At 70.4% G+C, this 20,781-nt stretch carries 17 protein-coding genes and 1 pseudogene; 11 read left to right on the plus strand and 7 right to left on the minus strand.

Features of this window, described 5'->3' with window-relative positions; translation table 11 throughout:
• Nucleotides 1–130 precede the first annotated feature (130 nt).
• A pseudogene (locus ACZ6DL_RS30495) lies at nucleotides 131–415 on the minus strand (antibiotic biosynthesis monooxygenase family protein); the annotation flags it as partial.
• 5 nt (nucleotides 416–420) lie between these two features.
• A complete protein-coding gene (locus ACZ6DL_RS30500) occupies nucleotides 421–1,770 on the minus strand; it encodes a diguanylate cyclase domain-containing protein (RefSeq protein WP_062970797.1) in 1,350 nt (449 codons plus the stop codon).
• 276 nt (nucleotides 1,771–2,046) lie between these two features.
• Between ACZ6DL_RS30500 and ACZ6DL_RS30505 the strand changes: the two genes are divergently transcribed.
• On the plus strand, nucleotides 2,047–3,189 hold the full coding sequence (locus ACZ6DL_RS30505; protein ID WP_466056259.1) for a beta-ketoacyl synthase N-terminal-like domain-containing protein: 1,143 nt from the start codon (nucleotides 2,047–2,049) through the stop codon (nucleotides 3,187–3,189).
• A gap of 251 nt (nucleotides 3,190–3,440) precedes the next feature.
• Complete coding sequence (locus tag ACZ6DL_RS30510) at nucleotides 3,441–4,151, plus strand: sigma 54 modulation/S30EA ribosomal C-terminal domain-containing protein (RefSeq protein WP_466056261.1); 711 nt, start codon at nucleotides 3,441–3,443, stop codon at nucleotides 4,149–4,151.
• Nucleotides 4,152–4,154: 3 nt separating this feature from the next.
• Here ACZ6DL_RS30510 and ACZ6DL_RS30515 read toward each other — a convergent pair whose 3' ends face one another.
• Complete coding sequence (locus ACZ6DL_RS30515; protein WP_466056263.1) at nucleotides 4,155–5,744, minus strand: sensor histidine kinase; 1,590 nt, start codon at nucleotides 5,742–5,744, stop codon at nucleotides 4,155–4,157.
• A 481-nt stretch (nucleotides 5,745–6,225) separates the two neighbouring features.
• On the opposite strand from ACZ6DL_RS30515, the gene uvrA reads away from it, so the two are divergent.
• Nucleotides 6,226–9,177, plus strand: coding sequence for an excinuclease ABC subunit UvrA (uvrA, locus tag ACZ6DL_RS30520; protein WP_466056265.1), 2,952 nt, complete (start codon nucleotides 6,226–6,228; stop codon nucleotides 9,175–9,177).
• A 55-nt stretch (nucleotides 9,178–9,232) separates the two neighbouring features.
• Here uvrA and ACZ6DL_RS30525 read toward each other — a convergent pair whose 3' ends face one another.
• From ACZ6DL_RS30525 to ACZ6DL_RS30535, 3 genes are all read right to left on the minus strand, one after another.
• Nucleotides 9,233–9,943, minus strand: coding sequence for an alpha/beta fold hydrolase (locus ACZ6DL_RS30525; protein WP_393238091.1), 711 nt, complete (start codon nucleotides 9,941–9,943; stop codon nucleotides 9,233–9,235).
• Nucleotides 9,944–10,179: 236 nt separating this feature from the next.
• On the minus strand, nucleotides 10,180–10,521 hold the full coding sequence (locus ACZ6DL_RS30530; protein ID WP_040866072.1) for a DUF1844 domain-containing protein: 342 nt from the start codon (nucleotides 10,519–10,521) through the stop codon (nucleotides 10,180–10,182).
• Between the two features lie 4 nt (nucleotides 10,522–10,525).
• A complete protein-coding gene (locus ACZ6DL_RS30535) occupies nucleotides 10,526–11,053 on the minus strand; it encodes a DinB family protein (RefSeq protein ID WP_466056267.1) in 528 nt (175 codons plus the stop codon).
• A gap of 335 nt (nucleotides 11,054–11,388) precedes the next feature.
• Between ACZ6DL_RS30535 and infC the strand changes: the two genes are divergently transcribed.
• From infC to ACZ6DL_RS30555, 4 genes are all read left to right on the plus strand, one after another.
• Entirely contained in the window at nucleotides 11,389–12,054 is a 666-nt protein-coding gene (gene infC / locus ACZ6DL_RS30540) for a translation initiation factor IF-3 (RefSeq protein WP_083863358.1), read from the plus strand.
• 58 nt (nucleotides 12,055–12,112) lie between these two features.
• A complete protein-coding gene (gene rpmI, locus ACZ6DL_RS30545; protein WP_039797322.1) occupies nucleotides 12,113–12,307 on the plus strand; it encodes a 50S ribosomal protein L35 in 195 nt (64 codons plus the stop codon).
• A gap of 111 nt (nucleotides 12,308–12,418) precedes the next feature.
• Complete coding sequence (gene rplT / locus ACZ6DL_RS30550) at nucleotides 12,419–12,799, plus strand: 50S ribosomal protein L20 (protein ID WP_039797323.1); 381 nt, start codon at nucleotides 12,419–12,421, stop codon at nucleotides 12,797–12,799.
• A 40-nt stretch (nucleotides 12,800–12,839) separates the two neighbouring features.
• A complete protein-coding gene (locus ACZ6DL_RS30555; protein ID WP_466056269.1) occupies nucleotides 12,840–13,637 on the plus strand; it encodes a TrmH family RNA methyltransferase in 798 nt (265 codons plus the stop codon).
• A 292-nt stretch (nucleotides 13,638–13,929) separates the two neighbouring features.
• On the opposite strand, the gene ACZ6DL_RS30560 is transcribed toward ACZ6DL_RS30555, so the two are convergent.
• A complete protein-coding gene (locus ACZ6DL_RS30560) occupies nucleotides 13,930–14,502 on the minus strand; it encodes a TetR/AcrR family transcriptional regulator (RefSeq protein ID WP_466056271.1) in 573 nt (190 codons plus the stop codon).
• Nucleotides 14,503–14,604: 102 nt separating this feature from the next.
• Here ACZ6DL_RS30560 and ACZ6DL_RS30565 point away from each other — a divergent pair, with 102 nt between their 5' ends.
• The 4 genes from ACZ6DL_RS30565 (at nucleotide 14,605) to ACZ6DL_RS30580 (ending at nucleotide 20,760) form a co-directional block, all read left to right on the plus strand.
• Nucleotides 14,605–16,032 carry an MFS transporter gene (locus ACZ6DL_RS30565; RefSeq protein WP_466056273.1) on the plus strand — a complete coding sequence of 476 codons (1,428 nt, stop codon included), beginning with the start codon at nucleotides 14,605–14,607 and terminating at the stop codon, nucleotides 16,030–16,032.
• A 353-nt stretch (nucleotides 16,033–16,385) separates the two neighbouring features.
• Nucleotides 16,386–17,447 carry a phenylalanine--tRNA ligase subunit alpha gene (gene pheS / locus ACZ6DL_RS30570; RefSeq protein WP_062970781.1) on the plus strand — a complete coding sequence of 354 codons (1,062 nt, stop codon included), beginning with the start codon at nucleotides 16,386–16,388 and terminating at the stop codon, nucleotides 17,445–17,447.
• Nucleotides 17,448–17,480: 33 nt separating this feature from the next.
• Nucleotides 17,481–19,988, plus strand: a complete 2,508-nt coding sequence (pheT, locus tag ACZ6DL_RS30575) for a phenylalanine--tRNA ligase subunit beta (RefSeq protein ID WP_466056275.1) — start codon at nucleotides 17,481–17,483, stop codon at nucleotides 19,986–19,988.
• 4 nt (nucleotides 19,989–19,992) lie between these two features.
• Nucleotides 19,993–20,760, plus strand: coding sequence for an alpha/beta hydrolase (locus ACZ6DL_RS30580; RefSeq protein WP_062970961.1), 768 nt, complete (start codon nucleotides 19,993–19,995; stop codon nucleotides 20,758–20,760).
• Nucleotides 20,761–20,781 lie beyond the last annotated feature (21 nt).

Below are 20,781 nucleotides of genomic sequence, written 5' to 3' on the forward strand. Positions count from 1 at the left end.
CCCGGCCGGGCAGGTGAACGCGCGGAAAGCAGAGTTGTCGAGTCTACCGGTGCGGCTGCGGGCTCGCCGTAACCGCAGGTGAGTGCCCTGGCCGCGACGCGGGGCCCTGGTCGTCGTCCGGAGTGAGCGGTACCGGCGTGAAGTGCTCGACCACCGGGAACGGGTCGTAGAAGTGGTGTAGCAGGTCCTTCCAGCGCTGATATTCCGGCGAGCCGCGGAATCCGACGACGTGATCATCGAGCCGGTCCCATTCCACCCGGAGCAGGTAGCTGCCCGGCGACTCCACACCGCGCGACAGCGACAGCGACCGGAAGCCGGGCATGCTCGCGATGATCGGCCGCGCTGCGGCGAAAGCGGCCTCGAAATCGGCCGCACGCTCGGGGCGAACCGGCAGCAGGGCGTGTTCGATGATCATGCGTGTCAGGAGGCGTGGGTGCTGTTCGGCCTGCGGCCCTTGGTGACGGTGCCTTCGCGTCGCCCCGGCGGCTTCGCGCGGTACATCGCCAGATCCGCGTCGTGCAGCACGGCTTCCGGGCTGCGCCGATCGCCCACCTCGAGTTCGGTGACGCCGATCGAGGCATTCACCTCGATCCGGTGCCCGCGCGCGATGATCGGCTCGGCCATGGTGGAACGCAATCTGCTCACGAGTGCTTCGATGTCGACGCGGCGGGTGCGGCCGGACAGCAGCACCAGGAACTCGTCACCGCCGAGCCTGCCGACGATGTCGTCGCCGCGCAGCGCGCGCTGCAACCGCTGGGCGACGATCTGCAGCACCGTGTCGCCGATGGCGTGCCCGAGGGTGTCGTTGATCGCCTTGAACCCGTCCAGGTCGATGAACAGCACCGTGGACACCGGCAGCAGTTCGTCGGTGCTGGCCAGCGCGGCGGCCAGCTGGGAAAGGATCAGCGAGCGGTTGGCCAGCCCGGTGAGCGAGTCGTGCGTGGCCTGATACTCCAATTGCCGCCTGCTGGCACGGAATTCGGTGATGTCGGCGAAGGAGGACACGGCCGAGGAGCGCGGGTCGCCGGGGTTGAGCAGGCGGCTGCTGCCCGACAGCCAGCGGCGCTGACCGTCCACCCGGTCGACGCCGAAGACGTAGCCGGTGATGGTCTCGCCAGTGGCGAGCGTGCGCGCCACGGGATGGCGGCTCGGCGGCAGCAGCTGGGCGTTCGCGTCCAGCAGCACCAGCGGCAGCGACTGGATGGTGCGCCCGATCACCTGGCGGTCGGGTCCCTCGGTGCCGAAGATGCGTTTGGCCGCCGGGTTCATCGATTCGATGCGGCCCTCCGGATCGATCACCACGACGCCCTCCTCCAACTGGGAGACGACCGTGGTGAAGTAGTGCTCGGCTCTGCGCTGCGCGGCCTCGGCGTGGCGCTGGGCGGTGAGGTCGTGGATCACCACCTGGTAGGCGAGGCGGTCGTGCCAGGCGGTCAGCACCGACACCGTCTCCACGGGGACGGTGCCGCCGTCCACTCGCATCAGCGTCATCTCGGTGGGGATCGAGGCCGCGCCCGCGGTGGTGAGGGTGCTGATGCGGTCGAGCATCGAGGGGACGGACGCGGGGTGGACGAAGTCGGTCAGCGGGCGGCCGACGATCTCCTCGGCGTTCTCCGCGGCGAGCAGGCGGACGGTCGCAGGGTTGACGTAGACGACCCGGCCGCGCTCGTGCACACAGATTCCGTCCGGGGTGTGTTCGACCAGGGAGCGGTAGCGCGCGGCCAGCTGTTCGGCGGCGTCGACCGCGGCGGCCAGCTTGTCGTCACCCACTCGAACCCCCGATCATCGACCCGATTATGGCCATTGGAACACGGGATCATTCTGGTATCGACGTGTACAAGATCACATCGTCCACGGTATTGCTTCGATCACAGTACTGGCACGTTCTCGGCCGGAGTCCGGCGATCATGGCAGATACCGGTTGCCGAGTCGAGAAGGGGCGAACCGCTCGAGCGTCCCGGGCAGCCGGCGAAGGAGCGAGACATGCCGGGTGCCGACCCGAACACCGCCGCGCGGTTCCGAACTCCGCCGAGGCATCGAGATCCTATGACCATCGCCGGGATCGGCGCGATCACCGGCTACGGGTGGGGCCGTGAACGACTGTGGAACGGGTTGCTCAGCGGCAAGTCGGCCGCCGCCCTGCTGCCCGGCTACGGGCCCGGCCGGGACGAGGACGCCTGGGTATCGCTGGTGCCAGACGGCGGCGATCCCGAGCTGAGCACGAGCCGTTACGGCCGGGCCGTGCACGAGGCGGCGCGGGAGGCCGTCGCCGACGCCCGCGAGCGGGGCTGGCGGCCCGGCCGCACGGTCGGTCTGCTGCACGCCATCGTGCTCGGCGACGTGGCGGACTGGCGCGAGTTCTACCTCGTCGACGGGGGCAACCGCCGGTCGAGGGACTACCTGCGGCTGTTGCCGTCCACCCCGGTCTCGATGCTGATGCAGGAGTTCGGCTTCCACGGTCCGGCCATGAACGTGTCCGCCGCGTGCAGTTCCGCCAACGTCGCGCTGATCACCGCGAAGCTCTGGCTGGACGCGGGCATGGCCGACGACGTGATCTTCGTGGCGACCGACCTGTCCGCCACCCCGGACATGGTGGAGAGCTTCGTCCGGCTCGGCGCCGCGGTCACCGACGCCGAACCGCTGGACGCGTGCCGCCCCTTCCAGCAGGGCAGCCGCGGGTTCAGCATGGGCGAGGCCTCGGTGGCGTTCGTGCTGACCCGTTCGGCGGACCGGCCCTACGCCGCGGTCCTCGGCGGCGCGATGTCCAACGACGCCTATCACGTTGTCTCGGTCGACCCGACACACGAGCAGATCCTCGACTGCGCTCACCGCGCGCTCGCCGATGCGGAGGTCGCGGCCACGGACGTGCGTTATTTCAATGCGCACGGCACCGGAACCAGGCAGTGCGATGTGGCCGAGCATCATCTGATCGAGCACCTGTTCGCAGGCCCTCCGCACATCTACGCGCTGAAGCCGCTGGTGGGCCACTGCCAGAGCGCGGCGGCCGCCGTCGAGGTGGCGGCGGCCGCGCTGGGCTACGAGCGCGGCATCGTGCCCGCGGCCCCGATCGTCGCGCCCGCGCATCCACGGTTGCTGGACGGCCCGGCGCCGTTCGAGGGCGGCGTCACCCTGAAGCTCTCCCTCGGCATGGGCGGCAACAACTCCGTCGTAGTGCTCGGCGCCGCCTGACCGTGGTCGGCGCGTCGCCGACCGCGATCCGCCGCGCGGGCGCTCGCCCCGCCCGGCCCGGCGAGCGTGATTCGGGCGTGTGCCAGCACTTTTCGCCGATGGGGACTTTCGGCCCTGTTCGCGGCACCGCACGCGGTGCTGGCATAGGGGCGGGACGGATCGATCTGGAGAGCGGGGCAATGCAGATGGTCTCATCAGGGCTGCGGTGCGTATCGGAACAGTGGACGACGGCCGCGGGGCCGGAGGTCGCGGTGACGACGCGAGGGGAGGTGGCCGCCTTGGACGTCACGCGGGCGGTGCGAGCCGTCTCCCGGGTGCTGCGCAGACACCATCTCGACGCTCCCGCCCGGGTGCGCCTCGGCGCGCTGCCCGGCCCGGAGGCCATGACGGTGGTGCAAATCGACGTCCGCCACCGGGACGTCGTGACCCGGGTCCAGGTCACCGGGCCGCGCGGGTTCGCGGTGACCTTCGCCGCCGAGCGGCTCGACCGCCGGTTGGCCCGGCTGGCCGCGCGGGAAACGCGGACCTGGCCCGATCCAGCACGGCCGCCGCTGTCCCGCGCCGGGGAGCCGCGTCCGATCGTTCGGCGCAAACGGTGTGCCCTGTCCACCTGCACGCCCGCCGAAGCGGTCGAGGTGCTGGACGCCATGGATTACGAGGCCCACCTGTTCACCGACGCCGAGACCGGCGAGGACGCGGTGGTGCACTGGGCAGCGCCGGGCGTGCGGCTCATCCGCCAGCGGGCGACGTATCCGCCGATCCGGTCGCCGGAGCTGGTCCGGAGCGCCCCGCCGATCGTCGTGGACGCGGAGCCCGCCGCATGCCTGCCGCCGGCCGAGGCTGCGACGGCGTTGTGCCGCAGCGGACTGCCGTTCCTGTTCTGTACCGACCCGGACAGCGGCCGGGGCGGGCTGCTGTACCGGCGCCACGACGGCGATCTGGCACTCGTCGCGCCCGTCTGATCGCTAGACCAGCGGCGCGGACCAGTGCACCCTGGTGCCGCCGCTCTCGGCCCGCCCGACCGTGCAGCGACCGTCGGACATGCTCGCCCGCTGCGCGAGGTTGGCCAGCCCGCTCGGTGTGACCTCCGCCGGCATGCCCGCGCCGTTGTCCTCGACGAGCACGGTCAGCTCGTCGCCGACGGTGATCTCGACGGCGAGCCGGTTGCCGCCGGAATGGCGCACCGCGTTGCTGACCGATTCGCGCACCACGGCTTCCGCGTGGTCGGCCAGTGCGTCGCCCACCACCGACAGCGGCCCGGCGAATCGCACACTGGTCCGGAAGGCGCCGTCGGCGGTCTGCTGGCGGATCGCGTCCTCCAGTCGCCGCCGCAGCGGGTCGCCACCGTGCAGGTCGAAGATCGACGTGCGGATCTCCTGCACAACCTCCTGCAAACCGTCCATCTCGGCCGAAAGCCGTTGCCGGACTTCGGGATCCTGCGTGCGTGCCGCGGTCGCCCGCAACCCGAGCCCGACCGCGAACAATCGTTGGACGACGTGGTCGTGCAGGTCGCGCGCGATGCGGTCGCGGTCGGCGAGCACGTCGAGTTCGCGCATCCTGCGCTGGGTCTCGGCCAGTTGCATGGCCAGGGCCGCCTGGTCGGTGAACGCGGCGGTCAGTTCGATCAATTCGCCGGGGTAGGGGGGAGCCCCGGGCGGCCGCGCGATGATCAGCACGCCGAGCGCGAGATCCGCGGTCTGCAACGGCAGCACCAGCGCGGGCCCCGCCGGGCCCACCGCGGCGCCGAGATCCGCCGCGGCGGCCTCCGGCACCTGTACCGGCGCGCGCTGTGTGAATGCCGTGCCGGTGACGGTGCCCGCGATGCGCACCCGCTCCGGGCCCGGTCCGGGGCCGAACCATTGCACCACCACGAGTTCGGTGGCTTCGTCGGGCGGCGTCGCGGGCGCCACCACGGCCAGCAGCGCCTGCTGCGAACCGGTCAGCGCGCGGGCGCGGGCGACCACCTGCGCGAGCACCAGATCCGGCGCCGTGCCCGCGAGGAATTCGGTCGCGATGTCGCGGGTCGCCTCGATCCACGCCTGCCTGGTCCGCGCGGATTCGTAGAGCCTGGCGTTCTCGATCGCGATGCCCGCCGCGGCGGCCAGCGCAAGCACGACGGCCTCGTCGTCGTCGGTGAAGGGTTGCCCGCCCGCCTTCTCGGTGAGGTACAGATTGCCGAAGATCTCCTCGCCGACCCGCACCGGGACGCCGAGGAAGCTGCCCATCGGCGGATGGCCGGGCGGAAAGCCCACGGAGGCAGAGTGTTCCGACAGGTCGTCCAGCCGGATCGGTCGCGGGTGCGCCAGCAGCAGGCCGAGTACGCCCTGCCCTCGCGGAGCGCGGCCGATGTGGTCCGGCGTCAGGTCGTCGACGCCCTGGAAGATGAACTCGACCAGCCGGTCGCCGTGTCCGCGTACGCCGAGCGCCCCGTAGCGGGCGTCGACCAGACGGGTGGCGGTCCGCACGAGGGCGCGCAAAGTGTCGAGCACCGTTGACGAGAGATGAGGGGTGAGTTCCGTCATGAAGGAGTCGGGGGAGGCCGGTGGGGGGCGCACAGCGCGCTCAGTCTAATCGGCGGTCCGTGCGTGCGCTGCGGAGTTGCGCCGAGCGATGACCCGGACGAGCCGGCGCGGCCGGAGCCATCGGCGCGGTCTCGACCAGCGTGAGTTCCAGGGTCGCGATGTGGGTAGTCACACACACGCGGGGTGACGTCGGGCACCGGGCGGCCGCGCGCCACTCCCGCAGTCGATCACTCGCCTCCCAGGTCCCGGCTGCCCCGGGTGCGGGCGGCGGCAGCGTGACGGCTGCGTCGAGGGGAATGACGAGTGCGGCCGCGCTGTTGACCAGTGGTGCCGGGAGGGCGATGCTACGGAGGCGTCCTGGCCTGTTTCCCCGGCCCGATCCGTACTGTCCGGTCGCCGGGTTCCCGCTATTCGTCGAGGTGACGGGCGGTCCGCGAAACTTGTCGGTGCCCATGCCTAGCATGGCGGCCGGGGGTATGTCTGGACGCCGAACACGAAGGAGAAGGGACGACCTGTGGCGGAACGCCTCACTGTGCGCGGAGCTCGGGAGCACAACCTGAAGGGTGTCGATCTCGACCTGCCCCGCGACAGCCTCATCGTGTTCACCGGTCTGTCCGGCTCCGGCAAGTCCAGCCTGGCCTTCGACACGATCTTCGCCGAAGGGCAGCGCCGCTACGTCGAGTCGCTGTCGGCGTACGCGCGGCAGTTCCTGGGGCAGATGGACAAACCCGACGTCGACTTCATCGAAGGCCTGTCACCCGCGGTGTCCATCGACCAGAAGTCGACCAACCGCAACCCGCGCTCCACCGTGGGCACCATCACCGAGGTCTACGACTATCTGCGGCTGCTCTACGCGCGGGCGGGCACGCCGCACTGCCCCGTGTGCGGCGAGCTGATCGCCAAGCAGACGCCGCAGCAGATCGTCGACCAGGTGCTGGCCATGGAGGAGGGCATCCGCTTCCAGGTGCTCGCCCCGGTGGTGCGCACCCGCAAGGGCGAGTTCGTCGACCTGTTCGACCAGCTGAACTCCCAGGGCTACTCCCGCGTGCGGGTCGACGGCGTGGTGTATCCGCTCACCGACCCGCCGAAGCTGAAGAAGCAGGAGAAGCACGACGTCGAGGTCGTGGTCGACCGGCTGGCGGTGAAGCCGGGTTCCAAGCAGCGCTTGACCGATTCGATCGAGACCGCGCTGCGGCTCGCCGACGGCATCGTGGTGCTCGACTTCGTCGATCGCGACGAGCACGCGCACGACCGGGAGCGCCGCTTCTCCGAGCGTCTCGCCTGCCCGAACGGTCACCCGCTCGACATCGAGGACCTGGAGCCGCGCTCGTTCTCGTTCAACTCGCCCTACGGCGCCTGCCCGGACTGCACCGGTCTCGGCATCCGCAAGGAGGTCGACCCGGAACTGGTGGTGCCCGACCCGGCGCTGAGCCTCAACGACGGCGCCATCGCGCCGTGGTCGCGCGGCCAGACCGCCGAGTACTTCACCAGGCTGCTGTCCGGTCTCGCCGACGCCATCGGCTTCTCCATGGACACCCCGTGGCAGGATCTGCCGCCCAAGGCACGCAAAGCGGTGCTGGAGGGCAGCGCCGACCAGGTGCACGTGTCCTACACCAACCGCTACGGCCGCAAGCGCTCGTACTACGCGGACTTCGAGGGCGTGATGCCGTTCCTGCAGCGGCGCCTGGAGAGTACCGAGTCCGAGCAGATGAAAGAGCACTACGACGGGTACATGCGCGACATCCCGTGCCCGGTGTGCAACGGCGCCCGGCTGCGCCCGGAGATCCTCGCCGTCACCATCGCCGCGAACGGCGACAAGAAGTCCATCGCCGACGTCAGCGACCTGTCCATCGGCGAGTGCTCGGCGTTCCTGAATTCGCTCACCCTGGGGGAGCGCGAGGCGGCCATCGCCGGGCAGGTGCTCAAGGAGGTGCAGGCGCGGCTGGGCTTCCTGCTCGATGTGGGCCTGGAGTACCTCTCGCTGTCCCGCGCGGCCGCCACGCTCTCCGGCGGTGAGGCGCAGCGCATCCGGCTCGCCACCCAGATCGGCTCCGGTCTGGTCGGCGTGCTGTACGTGCTCGACGAGCCGTCCATCGGCCTGCACCAGCGGGACAATCGCAGGCTCATCGAAACCCTCACGCGCCTGCGCAATCTCGGCAACACGCTGATCGTGGTCGAGCACGACGAGGACACCATCCGCGCCTCGGACTGGGTGGTCGACATCGGCCCGTTCGCCGGCGAGCACGGCGGCACGGTGGTGCACAGCGGGCCCTACGAAGAACTGCTCACCGACCCGAACTCGCTGACCGGGGCATATCTGTCGGGCCGGGAGCGGATCGAGGTGCCGCTGGTGCGCCGTCCGGTCGGCAAGAAGCGCCAGCTGACCGTCGTCGGGGCGAGCGAGCACAATCTCCAGGGCATCGACGTCGCCTTCCCGCTCGGTGTGCTCACCTCGGTGACGGGCGTCTCCGGATCGGGCAAGTCGACCTTGGTGAACGACATCCTGGCGACGGTGCTCGCGAACCGGCTCAACGGCGCGCGGCAGGTGCCCGGCAGGCACACCCGGGTCAACGGCCTCGACCACCTCGACAAACTGGTGCAGGTGGACCAGTCGCCGATCGGCCGCACGCCGCGGTCCAATCCGGCCACCTACACCGGCGTCTTCGACAAGATCCGCACGTTGTTCGCGGCCACCACCGAGGCGAAGGTGCGGGGATACCAGCCGGGCCGGTTCTCGTTCAACGTCAAGGGAGGTCGCTGCGAGGCCTGCTCCGGCGACGGCACGCTGAAGATCGAGATGAACTTCCTGCCGGACGTCTACGTTCCCTGCGAGGTCTGCCACGGGGCCCGGTACAACCGGGAAACCCTCGAGGTGCACTACAAGGGCAAGACCATCGCCGAGGTGCTGGACATGTCCATCGAGGAGGCCGCCGAGTTCTTCGAACCGGTGACCTCGATCCACCGCTACCTCAAGACCCTGGTGGACGTCGGGCTCGGCTATGTGCGCCTCGGGCAGAGCGCTCCCACCCTCTCCGGTGGCGAGGCCCAGCGGGTGAAGCTCGCCGCCGAGTTGCAGAAGCGGTCCACCGGCCGCACCGTGTACATCCTCGACGAGCCGACCACGGGCCTGCACTTCGAGGACATCCGCAAGCTGCTCAACGTCATCAACGGCTTGGTGGACAAGGGCAACACGGTGATCGTCATCGAACACAACCTGGACGTCATCAAGACCTCCGACTGGGTGATCGACATGGGCCCCGAGGGCGGCTCCGGCGGCGGCACCGTGGTGGCGCAAGGCACGCCGGAAGAGGTCGCGGCCGTCGCGCACAGCTATACCGGCCAGTTCCTCAAAGAGGTGCTGGACCAGCCGCCCGCGCCGCAGACCGCCGCGAAGAAGGCTCCGGCGAAGAAGGCCGCGGCGAAGGCCACCAAGCGCGCGGTGAAGAAGACCGCGGCGGTCGGCTGACCCCTCGTCCGATGCGGCGCGGCCCGGATGCTCCGGGGCCGCGCCGCTTTTCGCCTCAGCGGTTGGCGATGGTGTGGATCAGTGCGGCGAGTTCCTTCGGCTTCGACCACATGGGCCAGTGTCCGGTGGGCAGGTCGACGTACTCGGCATCGATGCGCGCCAGCTCCGCGAAGAGGGGGGCTTCCCCGTTGTCCCGCAGCTTCTCGACCAGATCGGCGGTCATGCTGCTGCAGATCACGGTGGTCGCCACCGCCAGCCGCGCGGCCGAATCGCTCAATCGCAGCGGCGCGGCAGCGACGGACGTGGGCTCCGGCACGGCGCGTTCGCGGAAGCGCGCCAGGGCGGCTTCGTCCAGGCCCGCCAAGCTGCTGCCTCCCGCCTCCAGTTCGGGCCATTCCGGCAGCGCCCACTCGCGCGCGGCGATGTCCAGTGCGGAGTTGATGACGAAGCCGTTGGGCAGCGGCGCGCTGTCGACGTAGATCGCCCGGCGGAACAGGGCGGGCGCCCGGTCGATGGCGAGATAGGCGGGCGCCGCGCCGCCGGAGTGCGCGACGAGCACGACGGTCTCGTCCGCGGGCACCGCGTCGATGATGGCTTGCGCTTGGGATTCCAGGGTGGCCGACAACCGATCGGGATCAGCCGCGTCCAGGCCGGGGAGCGTGAGCGCCGTTACCTCGTTGCCACGCTGCCGCAGATCGGGTGCGACCTCGTCCCACGCCCATGCACCGAGCCAGAATCCGGGAGCGAGCAGAATCCGAGTAGCCATGGGCTCACTGTGCCCTACCCGTTGGGAAATTTCCTAAACATCATTGTCTCAGTGCGTGATTCGCCCACAATTTCCGCCGCGCTTCGGAATTCCGTCGGGCCGGGGCCCGACGGGTATGTCCTCGCCGTATGCCGCCCGCGGTCGGCGGCTCGGCGCGGCGAGACACCGGGCGTCCTCGCTCAGCGCCGGGATCGAGCCGCTGGGCGCGGCGTCCTCGTGTCCCGTGGCCGAGCCGGTCAGTAGACCGGGCCGGTGTACTTCTCGCCAGGGCCCTTGCCCGGCTCGTCGGGATGCGCGGAGGACTCGCGGAAGGCGCGTTGCAGCGACTGCAACCCTTCGCGAATCGGTCCGGCGTGCGGGCCCAGGTACTCCACCGACGCCGTGACGAGTCCCGCCAGCGCGGTGATCAGGCGGCGCGCCTCGTCCAGGTCGCGGCGCGGGCTGGCGTCCGGGTCCTCGTCGGCCAGCCCGAGCTTCTCCGCCGCCGAGCTCATCAGCATCACCGCGGCGCGGCTGATCACCTCGACCGCGGGGATGTCGGCCAGTTCGCGTACGGAGGCGTCGAGCTCGTCAGTCATGCCTTCAGGCTAGCGACGCCGCGCGCAGCATCCGGAGGTGGCCGATCTCCGTGACGTTCTTCATCAGCTCCGCGTTCACCCAGCCCGCCAGGTGCGCGACGGTCAGCCCGGCCTCGGCGGGCCACGGATAGGCGGAAGGGCGGTCCAGATCGGTCTCGTCGAGCCCGTCGAGCACGCGCGTCCACTCGCTGCGCAGATCGCGCAGGCAGGCGATGGCGGCGGCGCCGTCGCCGGGCCAGTGCACGTCCTCCCGCGCGGGCGGGGTGGCGCCTTCGGCATGATCGATGGCGGCGCCCCACCACCAGCCGATGTGCCAGGTGAGCCAGCCGATCGTGGGGACGGGCACGGGGTCGGGTTCGGTGTCGGCCCAATCCGGCCGCCATACGCCGTCGGCATCGGGGCGGACCGTCCAGCTGAGTTCGGCGGGTTCCCAGAGGAAGTCCTCCGGTGTGAGAGCGTCGAGGTGGATCCCGGCGAGTGACCAGGTCAGGTCGAACTGCCATCGCAGCAGGTCACGGCGTGGTGTGAGCACCGGGGGAGCGTGGCACGCGGGACGCGGCCGGGCAAGTGATTTCGGCCCGATTCGGCGATAGCGGAACGGAATGTTAGACTTTCCGCTGACGACCGCCCCGGGCTTGCCCCGGGGCTGATAAGTGGAGCCCGACTCCCACCGTTGCCGACGAATCATCGCACGGCCAACGGTCCGGTCGCCCGCCCCGCGAGGGCGGGTTTCTCGTGCCGAGGTTCTCGTGGAGAACCGGGACGCGAGGGTCGGCCCGAGTTCACTCGTGGCCGGCGATCGGTCGACATCGGGCCCCGTGGCGGAATACCGCACCGGGGCCTTCGTGTTGAACAGGGGTTGCAGTTATTGCGCGCGGTCGTCCGACGACACCGCTTGACCTAGGAGGCCCCATCAGCACTGAGACCCGCATCAACGATCGCATCCGTGTTCCCGAGGTCCGGCTCATCGGACCGGGCGGCGAGCAGGTTGGGATCGTGCGTGTTGAAGATGCACTACGCGTCGCCCTCGAAGCCGACCTCGATCTGGTCGAGGTGGCACCGGATGCCCGTCCGCCGGTCTGCAAGATCATGGATTACGGCAAGTTCAAGTACGAGACGGCGCAGAAGGCGCGCGAGTCTCGGAAGAACCAGCAGCAGACGGTGATCAAGGAGCAGAAGCTCCGTCCGAAGATCGACGACCACGACTACGAGACCAAGAAGCGCAACGTCGTTCGCTTCCTCGAGGCCGGGTCCAAGGTCAAGGTGACGATCATGTTCCGGGGACGCGAGCAGTCCCGTCCCGAACTCGGCTTCCGGCTGCTGCAGCGCCTGGCGTCCGACGTCGCCGAGCTCGGTTTCGTGGAAACCTCGGCCAAGCAGGACGGTCGCAACATGACCATGGTCCTCGCCCCCCACAAGGGTGCGAAGACCCGGGTGAAGGCGCAGCAGGAGTCGGCCCCGCGCCCGGCGCCCAGCGCTGCCCCGGCCGGTCAGCCCGCTGCGGAGCAGGCCGAGACCGCCGGCCCGCAGTAACACCGATCAGAACACCGGCGGTCCGCCCCGACCGCCGGGACGACAGATAGAGGAATCCATGCCGAAGATGAAGACCCACAGCGGCGCCTCGAAGCGATTCAAGGTGTCCGGTAAAGGCAAGCTGCTGCGCCAGCAGGCGAACCGTCGCCACCTGTTCGAGCACAAGCCCAGCCGCCGGACTCGTCGTCTGGACGGCGTGGAAGTTGTCGCCTCCGCCGACGTCCGTCGCGTGAAGAAGCTGCTCGGTCTCTGATCGCGCCCCGCGCAGACCGATAGGCACACCGCGACCGGACCAGCTCCGTCGCCACCCACCGACCCATTTCCGGGCGCTGCCCCGCGCCCCCAGATCGAACAGGACTGACCAGTGGCACGCGTCAAAAGGGCCGTCAACGCTCAGAAGAAGCGCCGTTCCATCCTCGAGGCCTCCAAGGGTTACCGCGGCCAGCGCTCGCGGCTGTACCGCAAGGCCAAGGAACAGCAGCTGCACTCGCTCACCTACGCCTACCGGGACCGCCGGGCGCGCAAGGGTGACTTCCGCAAGCTGTGGATCGCGCGCATCAACGCCGCCGCGCGGATCAACGACATCACCTACAACCGCTTCATCCAGGGCCTGAAGGCCGCCGGTGTCGAGGTGGACCGCAAGATCCTCGCCGAGCTGGCGGTGTCGGACGCCGAGGCGTTCGCCGGTCTCGTCGCCGTCGCGAAGGCCGCCCTGCCGCAGGACGTCAACGCGCCGGCCGCCTGAGCCGCATCCGTTGGCACACGGACAACTTTCGGAACGACCCGTGGAAGCGCTCAGCGAGCGCAATCCGCGGGTCGTTTCCGCTGTCAAGCTGCAGCGTGGCGCGCAGCGTCGCAAAACGGGACGATTCCTCGCCGAAGGCGCCAATGCCGTCGCCGCGGCGCTGGAGACCGCGCGCGTCCACGAGTTGTTCTTTTCGGCGGCGGCCGCCGAACGAGATCACGCGCTGATCGCGGGGGCGGCCGCGGTGGGGGTCCGCACCACGCTGGTCAGCGATCGAGCGGCACAGCATCTCGGGGAAACCGTGACCGCGCCGGGGCTGGTGGCGGTTTGTGACCTGCTCGACGTGCCCTTGAGCCGGATCTTGGACGCGCGACCGCGCATGCTGGCCGTCCCGGTCGAGATGGCCGAGCCCGGGAACGCCGGCACGCTCGTGCGGGTCGCCGACGCGGTCGGCGCCGATGGCGTGGTGCTGGCGGGTGACACGGTCGACCCGCACAACGGCAAGTGCGTGCGGGCCAGCGCGGGCAGCATCTTCCACGTGCCGATCGCGCGGCACCGCGATGTGGCCGAGACGCTGGACGCGATCGCCGCGGCGGGTATCACGATCCTGGCGACGGCGGCGAACGGCGAAGTCGGCCTCGACGACGCCGACGCACTGTTCACCGAGCCGGTGGCCTGGCTGTTCGGCAACGAGGCGCACGGCTTGGACCCGGCCGTGGCACGCCGGGCCGACCATCGCATCCGCATTCCCATTCGTGGCCGCGCCGAGAGCCTGAACCTGGCGACGGCCGCCGCGATCTGCCTGTACGCGAACTCCCGCGTTCGCTACGGTGCCTGAGCTCTGTGTTGGTTTTCCAGCGCCCGCGGCGCTGGGTGTTCGCGGCCCCTTCATGGCTCGCGTCCGAGCGACCGCCGCTTGCTCCTTCGTCGCGGACGCGGCGGCCACTCGGACGCGAGCCGGGCCGCGAACGGCGGATGCTCGGTCTCGCTTCGCTCGAAACCCGAGGTGGAGGCGGTGTGGTTGCGCGCGTTGTGATCCAACTACCAGGGTTTTGGTGGGGGCGTGAGGTCGCTTCGGTGATGGCGAGGTGTGATTGCATCGCGCCGCGTGTGAAGGCGACTTCAGGTCGTCAATCGCCGTGGGTGCTCAGATTCTCCAGCAGCTCCGTCGCCCACGCCGCGGGAATCGCGTCGGGTCCCGCCACTCGCATCGCGCTCATCACCGTGAGCAGCATTCCGGTGGCGAGGAAGCGCCGAACCTCCGTTTCCGATGCGCCCGTCAGTTCCCGGATCACCTGGTAGATCTCCCCGAATCGGGTCCTGACCTGGTTGCCGATCTCCGGCTCGATGCTGGCCGCGAACCCGTGCAGCAGTAGCTGGAGCAGCTCGCGTTCGGCGAGGAAGACCGAATAGCCGCCGCCGAGTGCCGCCAAAGCCGCTTCGGGGTCCGCGTCGGGCGCCGCCTCCGCGCGCGCGGCGCGGAAGACCTCCTCGATCCGGTCGCACACGCGGTGCAGGGCGGCGCGGAACAGGTTCTGTTTGGTGCCGAACAGCCGGATCACGTACGGCTGTGACACGCCCGCGCGCCGGGCGATCTCGTCGGTCCGGGTGGCGGCGTAACCGGCTTCGGCGAACGCGCGGATCGCCGCGCGCAGCACCTGCTCGCCCCGTTCGCTCGCCGTCATCCTGGTCCTGGTCGCCATCGTGCTCCGTGTTCGCTGGTCTGGGCTCGGTCTTGACATGTTATCAGTCGATGCATAACGTTCTCCACATTAGTTATCAGTCGATTACAACAAGGACTGGACATGACCGAGACCCTTCCACCCGCCGCGGCGCCGGTCGCCGCGCCCCCGGCCGCGATCGGTGGTCGCAGGCTCGCCGCCGTACTGGCCGCGGTCGGCATCCCGATGTTCATGGTCACGCTGGACAACCTGGTCGTGACGAACGCGCTGCCGGTGATCCGCACCGAACTCGGCGCCTCGCTGGCCGACCTGCAATGGTTCGTGAACGCCTACACACTGTCGTTCGCCTCGCTGCTGCTCACCGCGTCCGCCCTCGGTGACCGGCTCGGCAGACGCCGGATCTTCCTGGTCGGCATCGCGGTGTTCACGGCGGCCTCCGCGATCTGCGCGCTGGCGACCGCACCGGGCATGCTCATCGCGGCGCGGGCGGTACAGGGCTTCGGCGCGGCGGCGGTGATGCCGCTGTCGCTGACACTGCTGTCGGCGGCGGTGCCGGAGAAGATGCGCAGCGCCGCCATCGGCATCTGGGGCGGGATCGCGGGCCTCGGCGTGGCACTGGGTCCGCTCATCGGCGGCGCGGTCGTCGAGGGGCTGAGCTGGCAGTGGATCTTCTGGGTGAACGTGCCGATCGGCCTGCTGGTGCTGCCGTTCGCGCTGCGGGTACTGGGGGAGTCGCACGGCGGCAGCAGGCGGGTCGACCTGCTCGGGCTGCTGCTGTCGGCGGGCGGTGTGCTGGCGGTGGTGTCGGGCGTGATCCACGGCGCCGACGATGGCTGGACGTCTTCCGGCGTGCTGTCCGCGCTGGTCGGCGGCGTCGTGCTGCTCGGCTGCCTGATCGCCTGGGAGCTGCGTACGCCGGAGCCGATGCTGCCGCTGCGGTTGTTCCGCTCCCGCGCCTTCCGGGTGAGCAATGCGACCGGCTTCACCTTCTCGATGGGCGTGTTCGGCTCGATCTTCCTGCTGGCCCAGTACTTCCAGGTCGTGCAGGGCTATGGGCCGTTGCAGTCCGGAATCCGCACCATGCCGTGGACGATGGCGCCCATGGTCGTCGCTCCGCTGGCGGGTTTGATCGTCGACCGGGTCGGCGCCAGGGCGCTGCTCAGCACCGGGCAGGCGTTGCTGGCCGTCGCGCTGGCCTGGATGGCGGTGGTCACCTCCGTCGACGCGAGTTACCTGTCGTTCGTCGGTCCGTTCCTGCTCGGCGGCATCGGCATGGGCCTGACCTTCGCGCCCAGCGCCACCGTGGTGATGGCCGCGGCGGCGGAGGAGGACCGCGCGATAGCGTCGGGAACCAACAACACCCTGCGGGAAGTCGGGGTGGCCATGGGCGTCGCGGTGCTGGCGTCGGTCTTCGCCGCGCAGGGCTCCTACGAGGATCCGCAGAGCTACGTCGACGGATTGGTGCCCGCGGTGTGGGTCGGCGCCGCGATCGTCGCGGTCGGCGCGGTGGTGTCGCGGTTGCTGCCCGCCCGCATCGCCGTCGCGCGCTGACCGCCGAACCGTCGCGTCGATCGCTGGACGCCCGGTCACCGGAGTTCTCTCCTCGGCCGGGCGTTCCGCGGCGGCTGCCGGAACCCCCCCTCATCCCCTTCCTGCTCGGCCTGCGTCCGGAGGTGGTGACGGTCCGTGCCGTTCCGGACCGGTTGCCGGGCGGCTCCGGCGCATGCCCGGCCTGCTCGGCGCGTGCGGGTGCAGGCCCGCGTGGCTACCACACGGCTCGCGCGCCGTCGCGGGTAATCCGGGTGAATCCGCCGTAGCGCATCGAATACGATTGCGACCAGCAGCAATGCGGGCAGGCGGCAGCCGTGCCCGTGAACCGATCCCCAGGGGAGAGACGGAGCATCGTGGCCGACGACATCGACGCAGGCGAGCAGAACGCGGCGCTGACCGAGGAGGCACTGGCCGCGGCAGCGGCGGCCGCCGAGAAGGCGTTCGCCGCTGCCGCCGACCTGGATGCGCTCGCGGTCGCGAAAACCGAGCACCTCGGCGGCAAGGCGCCGCTGGCCCTGGCGCAGCGTGCGCTGGGCAGCCTGCCCAAGTCGGAGAAAGCCGACGCGGGCAAGCGGGTCAACGTCGCCAGGTCCCGGGTGTCGGAGGCGTTCGAGGCGCGCCGCGCCACCTTGCTGGCCGAGCGTGACGCCGCCGTGCTGGTCGCCGAGGCGATCGACGTGACGCTGCCCGCGGGCCGCGCGGCCGTGGGCGCCCGGCACCCGATCACCGTTATCTCCGAGCAGATCGCCGATGTGTTCGTCGCGATGGGCTGGGAGGTCGCCGAAGGTCCCGAGGTGGAGACCGAGCACTTCAACTTCGACGCGCTGAACTTCCTGCCCGACCATCCGGCCCGCACCATGCAGGACACCTTCCACATCGCGCCGGAGGGCTCGCGGCAGGTGCTGCGCACGCACACTTCTCCGGTGCAGGTGCGCTCGATGCTGGAACGCGACCTGCCGATCTATGTGGTCTGCCCGGGCCGCACCTTCCGCACCGATGAGCTCGACGCCACGCACACTCCGGTGTTCTCGCAGGTCGAGGGCCTGGCGGTAGACAAGGGCCTGACCATGGCGCATCTGCGCGGCACGCTGGACGCGTTCGCCAGGGCACTGTTCGGCCCGGAGACCCGCACTCGCATGCGCCCGAACTACTTCCCGTTCACCGAGCCCTCGGCCGAGGTCGACGTGTGGTTCCCGGACAAGAAGGGCGGCGCGGGCTGGGTCGAGTGGGGCGGCTGCGGCATGGTGAACCCGAAGGTGCTGATCGCCAGCGGGATCGATCCCGAGGTGTACAGCGGGTTCGCGTTCGGGATGGGCCTGGAACGGACGCTGCAGTTCCGCAACGGCATCCCGGACATGCGCGACATCGTCGAGGGCGACGTGCGTTTCACGCTGCCCTTCGGTATCCGGTCCTGACCTCACCCTTCGATCGAGAGAGCGAAACGTCAAGTGCGAGTAGCGCAGTCCTGGCTGACCGACATCATCCAGCGCACCAACCCGGAGTGGTCGGTGACGCCGGAGGAGCTCGACGCGGGATTCGTCCGGGTCGGACTGGAAGTCGAAGAGGTCGACAAGCTCCATCGGGTCGCGGGCCCGGAGGACGGCGAGCCGCGGCTGGTGGTCGGCCGGGTCGCCGAGATCACCGAACTGACCGAGTTCAAGAAGCCGATCCGCTTCTGCAAGGTGGACATCGGCAAGCCCGAGCTGCAGGAGATCATCTGCGGCGCGCGGAATTTCGAGGTCGGTGACCTGGTCGTCGCGGTGCTGCCCGGTGGCGTGCTGCCCGGTGGGTTCGAGATCACCTCGCGCAAGACCTACGGCCACGTCTCCAACGGAATGATCTGCTCGGTCGCCGAACTCGGTATCGGCAAGGACCATTCCGGCATCCTGGTGCTGGAACCGGGCACCGCCGAGCCGGGCACCGACGCCAACGCGCTGCTCGGTCTGGACGACACCGTCATCGAACTGAACATCACCCCCGACCGCGGCTACTGCTTCTCGGTGCGCGGCCTGGCGCGCGAACTGGCCTGCGGCTTCGATCTCGAATACGCCGACCCGGCGGTGCGTACCCTGCCCGACCACGAGCAGGAAGCCTGGTCGATCCGGGTCGAGCCGGACTCCCGGTGCACCCGCTTCGCGGCCCGCCGGGTCACCGGCATCGACCCGAAGGCGGTAAGCCCCTGGTGGTTGCAGCGCAGGCTGCTGCTGTCGGGCGTGCGCCCGATCTCGCCCGCGGTGGATGTCACCAATTACGTGATGCTCGAGCTGGGGCAGCCGCTGCACGCCTTCGACGCCGCGAAGGTGTCGGGCGGCCTGGTGGTCCGCACCGCGAACCAGGGCGAGACCCTGCGCACCTTGGACGAGGTGGAACGCACGCTCGACGCCGAGGACGTGGTGATCGCCGACGATTCGGGTGTCGTCTCGCTGGCGGGCGTGATGGGCGGCGCGAGCACCGAGGTCGGCGCGCACAGCACCGACATCCTGCTCGAGGCGGCCACCTGGAACCCGTTGCTGGTCTACCGGACCGCGCGCAGGCACAAGCTGGTGTCCGAGGCGGGCAAGCGGTACGAGCGGGTCGTCGATCCGGAGATCAACGTCGCCGCGCTGGACCGCGCGGCCACCCTGCTCGCCGAAATCGCCGGTGGCACCGTCGAACCCGTGCTGACGGATTTCCGGGCACCGATCCCGGCACCCGAGCCCATCCGGATGGACATCGACCTGGCCGACCGCGTCGCGGGCGTCACCTACCCCACTGGAACCTCCGCGCGCCGCTTGGCCCAGATCGGCTGCACCGTGGAGGTCGCCGTCAGCGAGGCCGGGCACGGCCAGCTGGTGGTGACCCCGCCCAGCTGGCGGCCCGACTTGGCCCAGCCCGCCGACCTGGTGGAAGAGGTGCTGCGGCTGGAAGGCCTCGAGCAGATCCCGTCCGTGCTGCCCACCGCACCGGCCGGGCGGGGCCTCACGCCGACCCAGCGCCGCCGTCGCGCCGTCAGCCGCGCACTGGCTTTCGCCGGCGCCGTGGAGGTTCTGCCGCCGGTGTTCCTGCCCGCCGGGGTGTTCGACACCTGGGGCCTGGATGCCGACGACCCGCGCCGCGCCACCACCAGGGTGCTCAATCCACTCGACGTGGAGCGCGCCGAACTGGCCACCACTCTGCTGCCCGGCCTGCTCGAAGTGGCCGTCCGCAACATCTCGCGGGGTGCGCGTGATCTGGCGATCTATGGCATCGCGCAGGTCGTGCGGCCCGGGGCGAACATCAGGGCGGTCGACCCGCTGCCGGTGGACCGGCGCCCCACCGACGCCGAGATCGCCGAGCTGCTCGACTCGCTGCCCGAGCAGCCGGTGCACGTGGCCGCCGTCCTGACCGGCCGCCGCGAGCCGCGCGGGCCGTGGGGTCCGGGGCGTGCCGTCGAGGCCGCCGACGCGTTCGCACTGGCCGACGCCGTCGCCGACGCGGCCGGTGTGACCATCGAGCGCAGGGCGGCGGCCCAGCTGCCCTGGCATCCCGGTCGCTGCGCCGAGTTGGTGGTCGACGGAACGGTCGTCGGCTACGCGGGTGAACTGCACCCCGCCGTGCTGGAACGTTCGGGTCTGCCGCCGCGCACGTGTGCCGTCGAACTCGACCTCGACGCGTTGCCGCTGCGGGAAGCGCGACCGGTTCCCATCGTGTCGCCGTTCCCCGCGGTGCTGCAGGACGTCTCGGTGAGCGTCGAGAAGACGATTCCGGCGGCGACCGTACAGGCCGCGCTGCGCACCGGCGGCGGCGAGCTGCTGGAGGACATCGCGCTGTTCGACGTGTACGAAGGCGCTCAGGCGGGCGAGGGACGCAAGTCGCTCACCTATGCCCTGCGTTTCCGGGCCGCCGACCGGACCCTCACCGAAGACGAGGCCAGTGCGGCGCGCGACGCGGCCGTCGCGGCGGCGGCCGACGCCGTGGGCGCGGTGCTGCGAGGCTGACGCGGTGCGGCACCCGGCCCGTCCGATCCTCAACGCGCTGACCTACCTGCCGGAGCGGACGGTGCTGCAGACCCCGGCGCTGCTCGGCATGGAGTACGCCGAGCTGTCCCTGCCCACCTCGGACGGGGAGATCGTGCACGCGTGGTGGATGCCCGCCCGGAACTCGGTCGGGCACATCCTCTTCGCGCACGGCAACGCGGGCAACCTCGGCGACCGGGTGCCGATCTACGCGTTGCTCACCGAGGCCGGGTTCGACGTGCTGGCCTTCGATTACCGCGGGTACGGGCGCAGCACCGGCAAGCCGACCGAGCACGGCACCTACCTGGACGCGCACGCCGCGCACCGGGCGCTGCTCGCGCAACCGGGTGTCGATCCGAATCGTGTGCTGTACCTGGGCAAGTCCCTCGGCGGCGGCGTCGTGCTCGAGCTGGCGCAGCACCATCCGCCGGCGGGGGTGATGCTGATGTCCACCTTCAGCGGTCTGCGCGACGCGGCTCGTTCGGTGTATCCGTTCCTGCCCGCGCCCCTGGTGCCGAACGCCTATCCGAACGAACGCCGCATCCGCACGCTGCGCGCTCCGGTGCTGATCATGCACGGCGACCAGGACGAGCTACTGCCGCTGCGGCACGCGCACCGGCTCTACGCCGCCGCGCCGGAGCCGAAACGGCTCGTCGTGTTTCCCGGGGCCGGGCACAACGATCTGATCGTCGTCGGCGGCTCGGCCTGGTACGACCTCGTGCGCGACTGGGCGGGCGCACTCGTCCGGTCGTGAACCACGTGCGGCGCGGTCGTG

The organism is Nocardia sp. NPDC041819 (genome assembly GCF_055590505.1).